The sequence below is a fragment of the Labilibaculum sp. K2S genome (genome assembly GCF_030372765.1).
In the GTDB taxonomy this organism is placed as follows: domain Bacteria; phylum Bacteroidota; class Bacteroidia; order Bacteroidales; family Marinifilaceae; genus Labilibaculum.
The window spans coordinates 12,877-24,985 of sequence record NZ_JAUCMW010000007.1 but is presented as its reverse complement, the minus strand read 5'-3'; the positions used below and the strand labels follow the sequence as shown (position 1 = coordinate 24,985).

At 35.9% G+C, this 12,109-nt stretch carries 10 protein-coding genes and 1 riboswitch; of the genes, 1 reads left to right on the top strand and 9 read right to left on the bottom strand.

The window, feature by feature from the left end:
• Positions 1-4 precede the first annotated feature (4 nt).
• The 8 genes from QUH73_RS10100 to thrA form a co-directional block, all read right to left on the bottom strand.
• Complete coding sequence (locus QUH73_RS10100; protein WP_289530316.1) at positions 5-814, bottom strand: hypothetical protein; 810 nt, start codon at positions 812-814, stop codon at positions 5-7.
• A 50-nt stretch (positions 815-864) separates the two neighbouring features.
• Positions 865-2,058, bottom strand: a complete 1,194-nt coding sequence (locus tag QUH73_RS10095; protein WP_289530315.1) for an aspartate aminotransferase family protein — start codon at positions 2,056-2,058, stop codon at positions 865-867.
• Positions 2,059-2,112: 54 nt separating this feature from the next.
• The gene (locus tag QUH73_RS10090) at positions 2,113-2,820 is read right to left on the bottom strand and encodes a LytR/AlgR family response regulator transcription factor (protein ID WP_289530314.1); all 708 of its coding nucleotides are present in this window, start codon (positions 2,818-2,820) and stop codon (positions 2,113-2,115) included.
• Positions 2,821-2,989: 169 nt separating this feature from the next.
• Positions 2,990-3,673 (bottom strand): TrmH family RNA methyltransferase, encoded by a 684-nt coding sequence (locus tag QUH73_RS10085; RefSeq protein WP_289530313.1) that lies wholly within the window; start codon positions 3,671-3,673, stop codon positions 2,990-2,992.
• A 74-nt stretch (positions 3,674-3,747) separates the two neighbouring features.
• Positions 3,748-4,020, bottom strand: coding sequence for an HU family DNA-binding protein (locus tag QUH73_RS10080; protein WP_101311226.1), 273 nt, complete (start codon positions 4,018-4,020; stop codon positions 3,748-3,750).
• Positions 4,021-4,493: 473 nt separating this feature from the next.
• On the bottom strand, positions 4,494-5,789 hold the full coding sequence (gene thrC, locus QUH73_RS10075; RefSeq protein ID WP_289530312.1) for a threonine synthase: 1,296 nt from the start codon (positions 5,787-5,789) through the stop codon (positions 4,494-4,496).
• A 66-nt stretch (positions 5,790-5,855) separates the two neighbouring features.
• Positions 5,856-6,782 (bottom strand): homoserine kinase, encoded by a 927-nt coding sequence (locus QUH73_RS10070; RefSeq protein WP_289530311.1) that lies wholly within the window; start codon positions 6,780-6,782, stop codon positions 5,856-5,858.
• 25 nt (positions 6,783-6,807) lie between these two features.
• Complete coding sequence (gene thrA / locus QUH73_RS10065; RefSeq protein WP_289530310.1) at positions 6,808-9,243, bottom strand: bifunctional aspartate kinase/homoserine dehydrogenase I; 2,436 nt, start codon at positions 9,241-9,243, stop codon at positions 6,808-6,810.
• Between the two features lie 784 nt (positions 9,244-10,027).
• Here thrA and QUH73_RS10060 point away from each other — a divergent pair.
• Entirely contained in the window at positions 10,028-10,678 is a 651-nt protein-coding gene (locus QUH73_RS10060; protein WP_289530309.1) for an HAD family hydrolase, read from the top strand.
• Between the two features lie 30 nt (positions 10,679-10,708).
• Here QUH73_RS10060 and QUH73_RS10055 read toward each other — a convergent pair whose 3' ends face one another.
• Entirely contained in the window at positions 10,709-11,644 is a 936-nt protein-coding gene (locus tag QUH73_RS10055; RefSeq protein WP_289530308.1) for a cation diffusion facilitator family transporter, read from the bottom strand.
• Positions 11,645-11,893: 249 nt separating this feature from the next.
• A riboswitch (molybdenum cofactor riboswitch) is annotated at positions 11,894-12,035 on the top strand.
• The last annotated feature ends 74 nt before the right edge of the window (positions 12,036-12,109 follow it).

Sequence of the window (12,109 nt, the reverse complement as noted above, 5' to 3'; positions counted from 1 at the left end):
TTTATTACTTATTTCTTACATCAACATTTTCAACTAATACCCATTTCCCTTTTTGATACTCAAGCGCATCGTAAGAAAAATCGGGTCCGTAATATTCAAATTGGTTCTGATAATTTGGCGATGACGGTGCCAAATGATCAAATACAATTCGCTTCTCTTTTTCATGATACTGAATAGTCATTCCGGCCTGTTTGGCATATTCGAAAACTATCCGGTTTAAAATTTTTCCTTTCCATAAAATCACAGGAATTCCGAAAGTTGCCTGCCCGTTCTCATCAAAACTCAGCACTTCAATAAGCTTCTTGTTGGTTCGAAAATCATTTCCATCCCATCCGAGCAAGAAATAAGAACTGCCGGATTTTGTCTTAAACGGAATAATCTGATAGTAAAGTGCTCCCGGCCAATTTGCCGGTTTATACTGATGAAACATATCACCAGCAAGTTCCGAATCAGTCAAATTTTCAACATAAATTGATTTCTTCAGTTTAATTTGCAACAGCCCAAAATATCGATAGCTTCCATCACTCAAAACACAATTCCAATTGAAAATCCGAAATTTCTGATCAGGAGAAGTTAACTTACCCATTTTTGACAATTCTGAAAACGGATAATCAAAACTCTGCTCTTCGACTAATAAATCGGAAAACAATTTTTCAATTTTATTACAAATACTCAATTTTAAAGAATCGGTATCAGCCAACACCAAACCATCAAACTCAGATTTGATTTGTTGTTCCTTCTCCAATAAACTAATCTGTGAAAAAAGACTCGAAGAACCGAGTAAGACAAAAAGCACAAGTAATAATTTTCTCATCAATCTATTTTTGAATGTTCTTACAGGAACAGCATCAATTTCGTGAAATTTTATTTTTTCACCTTATTCATTGCCTGAATTAGTAAATCCGAGGCATGATGAATTTCCTCATCTGTAATATTTAAAGGGGGTGCAATTCGAAAAGCTCCGGCACAAAATAAGAAAGGATCCATAATAACTCCCAACTCATATGCCTCTTTCATGATTGCAAGCATAATGTCCTGAGATTCTACAATTACAGCAATAAAAAGTCCCAATTGTCGAAATCCTTTCACCATTGGATGATCTTTTAGCAGAGTCACAAAAAGTTCTCCTTTGCGCTGAACGTCATCAATGATATTTTCCTCTAAAAGTACTTCCAAAGCAGCCTTAGCCGCTGCACAACAAACAGGATGTCCGCCAAAAGTTGTTATGTGACCTAACATTGGATTGCTCTTGAACGTGTCAAGTATCTTTTTATCGGATATAAAGGCACCAATTGGCATTCCGCCTCCCATTGCCTTCGCCAGACAAAGAATGTCCGGAACCACATCGAAATGCTCAAAGGCAAAAAGCTTTCCTGTTCGTCCAAATCCCATTTGAACCTCATCAAAAATCAGTAAAGCCCCTATTTCGGTGCATCTTGCACGTAAAGTCTGAATAAATTCTTTGGTTGGAATAATCATTCCTCCTTCGGATTGGATTGGTTCTAAGATCACACAAGCCGTTTTATCGGTGATTTGCTGCAGATCTAAAACATTTCCGAATTCTATCATTCGAACATCCGGCAATAAGGGACGAAAAGCATTTTTCAGTTCCTCGTCACCCAATACACTTAAAGCACCATGTGTACTTCCATGATATGCATTTTTAAAGGTGATCATCTCGGACCTGCCAGTATATCTCTTGGCTAATTTTAAAGCTCCTTCGTTGGCTTCACTCCCTGAATTCACAAAGTAAACCGAATTTAAACTCTCAGGCAGATTATCGGACAACAACTTAGCTAATTGAACCTGAGGAGATTCAATAAACTCACCATACACCATCAAGTGCATATATTTATCAACCTGATCTTTAATGGCTTGACGAACACGAGGATGTCCGTGTCCAAGGTTACTAACAGAAACGCCTGATACGAGATCCAAATATGGCTTTCCGTCCGGGCTGTACATATATATACCTTCTGCCCTCTCTATTTCCAATGCAATAGGAAAATCAGAGGTTGTAGCTACATGCTGCAGAAATAATTGTCGATTTGTAATCATAAACAGGATTTTTATTTAAATACAAAATTCAATAAAAATCCTGCCATAAAAAAACTATCGTGTCATTAAATTAATATCTCCTAATAATTTATCACGATATGATTTTCCAATTGGAATTGATTTTTGTCCGCCTTCAGTTTCAATCACAACCGAATTATCTTCGATCACTCCAATTTTACTCAAATTAACGATATATGAACGATGGATTCTTGAAAAACGGGTGGAAGGCATCTTTTCTTCGATGGCTTTCATGGTAAAATGTATCGTATATTTTTCATGATAAGAATTCACAACCACATAATTCTCCAAAGCTTCAATCCATAAAATATCATCGTAATTCAGACGAACCAATGCCGAATTACTTTTTATGAAAATCTCATTCTTATCCTGCATAAAACCCTCGCTGTTTTTATAACGACGATTTGCCTTACTAACCGCTTTAAAAAAACGACTGTAACTTATAGGTTTTAGAAGATAATCAGTAACATCATACTCAAAAGCTTCCAATGCATACTGCTCTTTTGAAGAGATAATAATGATTTGGGGCGTAGTACTTAGGCTGTTTAAGAATTCCATACCACTCATCTCCGGCATTTCAATATCTAAAAATATCAAATCAACAGGTTCATTTTTTTTGATATTATTTATGGCTTCAATTGCACTTGGGTAGGATGCTCCAAATGACAGGAAATCTGTTCTTTCAATATAACTTTCAACAACTTTTCTCGAAAGTTTATCATCGTCAATTACAACACAATTCATATAGGGGTAGTTAATTTTTATTCATACAAATAGGTAAATAAATCATATTTATCTATGTCAAGGTAGTTTTCATCAAAAATAACAATCTTTTTACCATTTCCGAAATATTTAACCAAAATATTCCTGTTCACAAAGCTTAACTTAATATAATTTTTTCAAATTGGTTATATTATTGCTTCTTTTTAAGAAATTTACCAAGAAGCTCATCCCCCGATCTTACCGATCTGACTAACCAATCTAATTTCAACTCCAGCTTTTCATCCTCAGACAATTGCCAATAAATATCCGATTGTCGAAGCTCCGTAGTAAGATGATTTAATACTATAGCAGCAGAAACCGAAATATTAAAACTTTCCGTAAAACCATACATTGGAATTTTCACAAATTCATCGGCATTATTCATTACTTCATCCGATAAACCAGTCAGCTCCGTTCCAAAAAAAAATGCAGCTTTCCCCTTAGTCAGATCAAAATCGGGTAAAAGAATATCATTCGAATGAGGACTTGTTGCAATAATTCTATATCCCTGATTTTTTAATTTCGTAATTGTACTTAGGGTATTTCTTTCTTCTTTATTGTATCTGTGCAAATTCATCCACTTTGACGCTCCCATTACAACATCAGGATTTAAATGGTATTCATTGTAATTTTCAATAACATGCAAATCCTGAACACCAAAACAATCGCATGAACGAATTACTGCACTGGCATTTTGAGCCTGAAAAATATCCTCCAAAACCAAGGTTATATATCTTGTTCTGTTTTCAATATTTTTATCCAGTAATCCGATACGCTTTTCACTGGTAAAACCTTCCAAAAAATGAATCGATTCCTGCAATAACTTCTTCTCCATCCACAAAAAATTAGGAATAAAAAAAAGGAGGTATTATTGATACACCCCCTCTAACATCTTTTGACAACAATTATCTATTGTACAGAGTCTGCTAATTCAGAACCAGCCTTAAATTTGATAACTTTTTTTGCTGGAATATTGATTGGTTTACCTGTTTGAGGATTTCTACCGGTTCTAGCATCACGCTTAGAAACAGAAAATGAACCAAATCCTACTAGTGCTACTCTATCATCACTTTTTAATGCTTCAGTAGTAGTTTCAATGAAAGCATCTAATGCTTTTTTAGAATCAGCTTTAGTCAAACCAGCTTTGCTTGCAATTGCATCAATTAATTGAGCTTTGTTCATAACTTTATAAAATTTTAGGGTTAAAAATTGCTTTTAAATTTGAATCATATACAAATATAAAGGATTTCTGATGGTTTGCAAATTTCCAATAAGAAAAAATAAGAAATTTAACCTTTCAAAGATCGAAACATAATAAAACTATAAATTTTCAAGCTATTCCCCGTAAACAATAAAGAACAGAATGTGAATTAAATCATAACTCTATTTAAAGGTGTTTCCTTATTTAACTAGTTTACTAAATACTTTATTCACTAATATTTAATATGACAAGCCAATACTGAACCTAAACCCCAACATCACACACGCATAAAAAACTAATATTCAACACTATACCTAGATTTGAAGAGTCTGTAAAACCAACATCGCAATCTCCTGTATATATCGTTAAAATGTATTACACAATGATATACATCATTATAAAATGATTAGAAACAAAAGGCTGTTCATAAATAATGACAGCCTTTCAGGATATCCTATTTAAGTAGAAGGAAGCTTTTAAACTCTGAAAAATTCTTACCTATTAAAATACTCCTTTTTTCTTTTCCCAAACACTCCTGAAGATAGTCTGGAACCCTGATTTCAGTATTAAGTACCTTTTCAACTGTATCCTTAAATTTTGCAGGATGCGCTGTTTCCAAAAAAACACCTACCTCACTATCCGTATTTAAGTATTTTTTCAAACCTAAGTATCCAACAGATCCATGTGGATCAAGAATGTACTTCTTCCTATTATATACATCCGCTATTGCCTCTTGAGTTTCCTTATCTGAAAACCAAGCTCCCTTTATATCTTTACAAATTTCTGCATGATTCTCCTGATACAACTCCATCATACGTGCAAAATTACTGGGTGCACCAACATCCATTGCATTTGAAATAGTTTGAACAGAAGCTTTTGGCTCATATTTCCCGGAACTCAAATAATCCGGTACAACCTTATTTATATTTGCCGATGCAATAAATGAATCAATTGGTAATCCCATCTGTTTTGCCAGCAATCCTCCTGTAAGATTTCCATAATTTCCGCTGGGAACTGAAAACACAACTTTTTTATTTGTTGGCTGCAGTTGTGCCCAAGCGTAGAAATAATAGAAACTTTGTGGCAACAAGCGAGCAATATTTATAGAATTTGCGGAAGTCAAATTCAATTCCGCATTTAAATCATCATCGCCGAAAGCCGTTTTCACCAATGCCTGACAATCATCAAAAGTACCGTCAACCTCAAGAGCTGTGATGTTTTGTCCCATAGTGGTCAATTGCTGCTCTTGAATTTTACTTACCTTACCGGCAGGATACAATATAATCACCTTTACTCCCTCAACACCTAAAAAGCCATTGGCAACCGCGCTTCCTGTATCTCCAGAGGTGGCAACTAAAATTGTTACTTCTTTCTGATTCTGTTTGGCAAAAGCACTCAGGCATCGTGACATAAATCTGGCACCTACATCCTTAAATGCGCAAGTCGGGCCATGAAACAGCTCCAAAGTGTTAACACCATCTTCTATCGACACAACTGGAATTGGGAAATTAAGTACCTCTTCGGTAATTTTCTTCAAATCAGAATCCGAAATGTCATCTCCCACAAAATGCTTAGCCACTTCATATCCAATTTTAGGCAAACTTAGTTCTGTCAATCGTTGAAAAAATTCATCTTCCAACTTTGGTATTGAAACCGGAAAAAACAATCCGTTATCCGGTGCAAGTCCTTTTATTACAGCTTCCTTAAAGCTATAACGTATCTCTTTATTATTTGTACTAAAGTATTTCACAAGTCTATCCTTTCTTCCTGTTCTTGAATCAAAATCTATTCGATTTCTTAACTAATTACACACTGTTTACAGAATTTTCACTCCACCTTCACTTACTTTGGAAACATAAATTTTGTAATCCAAATCGGTACGCTTATAGACTGTATCCATGGCGGCAGCAATAACATCTGCAGATTCCTTTCCATTTGCCAATGCAAATACGGATGGTCCCGAACCTGAAATACTGCAACCCAATGCTCCGGCTTCCATAACAGACAGCTTCAATTCATCAAATTCAGGAATCAGCACCTTCCTTTGCGGTTCTACAATATGATCTTCAAGAGAACGTCCGATCAAAGCAAAATCAGAAGTATAAAGTCCGGCCATTAAGCCCGCCACATTTCCCCACTGGCGAATTGCCTTTTTTAGGGGAATTTGAGGAGACAATATTTCCCGCGCTTCTTTGGTCTTAATTTCAATTTGTGGATGAATAACAGCACACCAAAGATTTGCAGGCGGTTGAATATGAATCACATCCAGAGGATTGTATCCCCGAATCAGACAAAAACCTCCCAGTGTTGCAGGAGCAACGTTATCAGCATGAACATCACCCGAAGCAACTTCCTCCCCTTTCATGGCAAAATCAACCAACTGCATTCTTGTATAAGGCTTGCCTAACAATTCATTTACTGCAACAACCGCACCTGCAGCACTTGCAGCGCTTGAACCAATTCCACTGCCAGGCTTGATATTTTTAATTATCTCAACATCAAATCCCTGATCGCTTTCCAAATCATCCAATAAAGCCTGAATGGCAACACCTGCAACATTTTTCTTTGGATCTGTAGGCAGATCCTCATAATCCTTAACTGTTTGTATAATTATTTTATTCTGATCATTTTTGGTAATAATCATTTCATCGCCCACCCCATCGATGGCAAATCCTAATATATCGAACCCACAACCAACGTTGGAAACGCTGCCCGGAGCAAAAACTTTCACACTATCTGACATGTTATTCAATTTTCTTTATTGGTAATTAATTGCTGGTTATTCTAATGATATCGCCAAAAATCCCTGAAGCTGTTACTTCTGCTCCTGCTCCGGCACCCTTAATAATCAATGGTTGATCGTTGTACCACTTCGTTTTTAGCGAAATTACATTATCCTTACCATGTATATCGTAAAATGGATGATCGGGAGTAACCTCTTTAAGGCTTACATTAGCTTTGCCATCTGCAAAAGAAGCGATGTAACGATACCTGATGTTTTTTTCATCCATCACAGTTCTCCAAGCTTCAAAATGATCATTATGAGCTTCCAGATCGCGGATTAAATCAGCTGCAGTTTCTCCGTTCAAACAAGACAATGGAATCATAGGCTCATGCTCTACATCCTGCACTTCCAACTTGTAACCAGCTTCACGAGATAATATCAAAAGCTTTCTTAATACATCCATTCCGCTCAAGTCGATTTTTGGATCTGGTTCAGTAAACCCTTGCTCCATTGCCATCTTCACTGCTTCTACAAACGATTTACCATTATTAAATTCATTCATTATGAAGTTCAGGCTACCAGAAACAACAGCATCAATTCCAACAATTTTATCGCCGGTATGAATCAGGCTGTTAATTGTACTAATCACCGGCAATCCTGCTCCCACATTACTCTCGAACATGAATTCCACATTGTGCTTTTTTGCTGCATCTTTAATTCTCAGGTAATTATCAAATTCAGAAGAAGCCGCAATTTTATTGCATGCCACAATAGAAACAGTAGAATTCAATACCTGTTGATACACCTTACTTACAGCTTCACTTGCCGTGATATCCACAAACACTGAATTCCTCAAATTTGCCTGATCCATTCTCTTTACAAATTCCTGCAAATCGGCGGCCTCTGATTCATCCTCTAACTTTTGCTTCCAATCCTGAAGCATATTTTCATCCTGTGCAAAGTGCATTTTTCGACTATTGGTCACTGCACGAACAATTAATTGCAATCCTTTCTCTTCAAGCAGATAATCGTATTGATTTTTAATAAACTCCAATAACTTACCACCGACATTTCCAACACCTGCAATATATAAATTGACCTTTTTATGAGTTGATATGAAGAAATCTTCGTGAATAACATTTAATACTTTTTTCACATCGAAGGTTGGAACCATGAAAGTAATGTTTAGTTCATTACCTCCCTGAGCCATAGCCCGAATATTCACTCCGTTTTTACCAAGTACACTAAATACTTTTCCAGAAATTCCAGGAGTATATCCCATATCTTCACCTACAACGGCTACAATTGACAAATCCTGCTCAACTGCGGGCTCATTCACCAGATTCATTCCTATTTCCATTTCGAACTCGGAACAAACTGCCTCAATAGCTAACTCCCGATCACCTTCATTAATCCCAACACTCATACTTTGCTCCGATGAAGCCTGAGTAATTAGAACCACATTAATTTTATTCTGAGCCAAACAGGTGAAAAAGCGAGATGCGAATCCGCTGATACCAACCATTCCACTACCCGAAAGAGTAAATAAATTTATGTTATTAATTGAAGAAAGCCCCCGAACTATAGAACGTTCACTTTTAGGTGCAGAGGTAATTAAAGTTCCCTTTTCATCGGGAGCAAAAGTATTTTTAATGCGAACATTTATTTTATTCTTCAGTACCGGAATTAAAGTTGGAGGATAGATGACTTTAGCTCCAAAATGAGAAAGTTCCATTGCTTCCTGAAAAGACATTTGCTCAATTGGCAAAGCCTGCGATACTAATCTTGGATCGGCAGTAAACATGCCGCTTACATCAGTCCAAATTTCCAACTCGCTGCATTTTAATCCTGCTGCCAAAATAGAAGCTGTGTAATCCGATCCGCCACGCCCAAGTAAGGTCATTTCTCCTTTTTGACCGGAAGCTATGAAGCCTGGAAACAAGGCAACTTGAAATTCTACATCTTTTACTGCTTCCAAATTTTTATTGGTCTGCTCACTATTTAGAAATACTCCTTTGCCATTCTGTGTTTTGATAAAATCTCTGGAATCGAAAAGCACAGTATTCATCCCACATTGTTTCAGATAGGCTGAAAAAATGAGAGATGATAATATCTCACCTGATCCCATTACAGAATTTTTCACCTTTTGCGAGATTTCTTCCAACAGATAAACCCCTTGAAGTAGTTCTGCTATCTCATCAAATTTCTTTGATGTACCCAATTCTATTTCTGCCGGCAAATTAAGTTCATTAATTACTTGAAAATGCCTTTCCTTTACTTTAAAAAGGGAATTTTCATATTCTTTATTCCTATTGCCAGCCAGATTAATACATCTTTCCAACTCATCGGTAACTCCACCAAAAGCTGAAACAACTACAACTTGCTTACAGTTGGCATAATCCCTTTTAATAATCTCCTGAACGCGCTTACAATTTTCTGAATTAGAAACTGAGCTCCCTCCAAATTTTAAAACCTTCATTGATTAATTTCTTAAGATAGATTCCCTTCCGTACAAATGTCCGGTTGTCCATCGGTTGATATAAATTTTGGTTAAATAGTTATTCTGCTTTGTTATTAAGAATGCTCCGACAACACCAATTATTGCATAATTAGTTATTGTACAAGGTACAAAATACCCTATGGTTTTTGAGCAATCAACTACTCACCTGTGGCGATATGTAATAATTCAACCCCCTAAAGGGTTGTGGTCGTAGTTGTGATTATTGTAGAAATAGTACAAATAGAAGTTCCAGACATAGACATTCCCATATTGTTTCCCAACATGTTCATTTCAATCGCTATGTTATTTATCTGTTTCAAGCTATTCCTCATCTTTAAGAGCTTCAAATATATGCTTTTTTTTTTCTTATCCACACCATTTTTAAAGGATTATTCAGAATATTATTCTCCAATTTTGATTCTTAGACTCAGTGCAAACGATATCAATCTTCTTTTTTTCGCTTTTCCTAAAATACAATTTCAGCGAAAAGCAATGCCGATTGGTCTGCACATAGTGGATTTAAAAAGGAGTTTTTTAAACTTTATGGAGAAGGTTCATGGCAAAACATGTTTAATGGATGGATATTACCTATGATTACAATGCAGAATTAAGAACCATCATTAGATAAATAAGACTTTAGCCGAAGTAGTTAATTGGTATTCTAATTGACTGTTGTTTTTATACTCAAATTTTCTACGATTCCCTTTGCATACCTAACCTGAGTTTACAATATTTGTACTTCTTAAACTTAATAAAAATTGTAATGATAAAAGGAGTAGTTTTTGACCTTGATGGCACACTAGCCAATTCAATTGAAGACATTGCGGATTCAATGAATATTGTTTTAACAGAAAAAGGATTTCCAACACATGACTATGATACGTACAAAACTTTTGTTGGCCGTGGACTGAAATCTCTGGTTGAAAATGCCCTGCCTGATTCTGTAAATGATGAATCTATATTAGAAGCCTGCTTTAACAGGATGATGATTGTTTATGATGACAATTGCATTACTAAGACTTGTCTGTATCCCGGTATTGCTGAACTTCTTACAGAATTACAGAAAAGAGGTATTAAAATTGGCATATTCTCGAACAAAGCCAATGAATTAACACAGAAAGTAGTGAACGTTTTACTCGCAGACTGGACACTGGAAATGGTAATTGGTGCGGGTGGTGATGTTCCTAGAAAACCAAATCCTAAAGGAGCAATACTTATTAGTACAAAAATGCGCATTGCTCCTGAAGAAATGATGTATGTTGGCGATTCGGGAGTTGATATGCAGACAGCCGAAAATTCGGGGATGTACGCAGCAGGTGTTTTGTGGGGTTTCCGAGACATGGAAGAATTACTTGAAAACGGAGCAAAAATCCTTGTCGAAAACCCAATGGATTTACTTGATTCATTCAATTAAAATATCAGATAAAACAGGAAAGAGAATAGACTAATGAGTATGTTTTCTTTCCTGACTTACAACACTCTCATCTTCGCAAAAACCATTTATTTCCGGCTGAAGTGTAACATGATTAATTTCAAATTCTTCCTGTAACATGTGTTCCAGTTTGTTCAGAACCTTACCTGCTTCACTCAAATTGATGTCGTTTCTAAAACTAATGTGAGCTTCTAGATTAATTTGATTGTCATCCAATTGCCACAGATGAACATGATGCATATTTTCAATTTCCTCCAACTCTTTAACTTTCATAAGAATTTCGTCCAGATTGAGATGAACAGGAGCAAACTGCATAAGAATACGGATACTTTCCTTTACCAAGCCCCAACTCGAATAAACCAAATAGAGCGCGATAAGTATTGAAAGCACACTATCGACCCACGGAATTTCCCAAAGATACATTGCCAATCCTCCCAATACCACTGCAACCGATGATATCATATCCGATAACAAATGCAGATAAGCTGAGCGCATATTAATATTATTATTTGCGTCTTTTTTCACCAGTAACATACTAAGCCAATTCAATAGAATTGACAAACCTCCCAGAATCATCACCAATCCCGATTCAATCTCCTGAGGTTCTGAAATCCGCTGGACAGCTTCCTTTAAAAGGAAAAATGCAATTACAAATAAAGATACTGCATTAAATAAAGCCGCTAATATCTCTGCCCTTTTATATCCGAATGTTTGTTTAGCTGTTTGTTTCCGACTCGACAATTTGCTTGCAAACCAACTTATAATTAAAGCAAGAACATCACTAAAGTTATGCATAGCATCCGACAAAAGAGCCAAACTGCCCGATACAATTCCACCTATTACCTGAGCAACCGTAATTCCGATATTCAGTAGAATTGCAATTCCCAAATTTCGCCCTTTTAAATCACCATGATCGTGGTGCGCATGTCCATGATTCCCTTTTCCCATATAAACCTCATTTAGTAAGCCTATAAATATAGCAAGGAATTCTTTTTCTTAATCAAACTAATTATAAATTACAAAATAAATTTTTCACCTCTTTCCATCAAGAACACAATCGTTTCCATTTTAAATCCTAAAGACCACAGGCTTTCACAATGAACCCCATTTTTATGAAATAACTGACTTTCACATCAAATTTTTAATCTTCACACATACACATTTGTAGATTCATTAATATTAATATCTTTACCGTTGAAATAAAGTGATCTCCGAGTTTATAATTTCTAAGCCACAGCAAAACGGAACGAATTATAAACCGATGGGTAAATTTGGAAACAAATTTGCCTCCCGCTAGGCTCAGACCCTAAAATTGGAAAGGAGTGTTTTTGTGATTTAGTATGATGCCGATAGTTAAGTAAATGTACTTTGCCTTAGCAATTTACATACTATTGAGACTAAAAACATAAGCCT

Excerpts from the sequence above, each read along its gene's own strand:
- QUH73_RS10100 (WP_289530316.1), bottom strand. The coding sequence starts at position 814 with ATGAGAAAATTATTACTTGTGCTTTTTGTCTTACTCGGTTCTTCGAGT.
- QUH73_RS10095 (WP_289530315.1), bottom strand. The coding sequence starts at position 2,058 with ATGATTACAAATCGACAATTATTTCTGCAGCATGTAGCTACAACCTCT.
- QUH73_RS10090 (WP_289530314.1), bottom strand. The coding sequence starts at position 2,820 with ATGAATTGTGTTGTAATTGACGATGATAAACTTTCGAGAAAAGTTGTT.
- QUH73_RS10085 (WP_289530313.1), bottom strand. The coding sequence starts at position 3,673 with ATGGAGAAGAAGTTATTGCAGGAATCGATTCATTTTTTGGAAGGTTTT.
- QUH73_RS10080 (WP_101311226.1), bottom strand. The coding sequence starts at position 4,020 with ATGAACAAAGCTCAATTAATTGATGCAATTGCAAGCAAAGCTGGTTTG.
- QUH73_RS10070 (WP_289530311.1), bottom strand. The coding sequence starts at position 6,782 with ATGTCAGATAGTGTGAAAGTTTTTGCTCCGGGCAGCGTTTCCAACGTT.
- thrA (WP_289530310.1), bottom strand. The coding sequence starts at position 9,243 with ATGAAGGTTTTAAAATTTGGAGGGAGCTCAGTTTCTAATTCAGAAAAT.
- QUH73_RS10060 (WP_289530309.1), top strand. The coding sequence starts at position 10,028 with ATGATAAAAGGAGTAGTTTTTGACCTTGATGGCACACTAGCCAATTCA.
- QUH73_RS10055 (WP_289530308.1), bottom strand. The coding sequence starts at position 11,644 with ATGGGAAAAGGGAATCATGGACATGCGCACCACGATCATGGTGATTTA.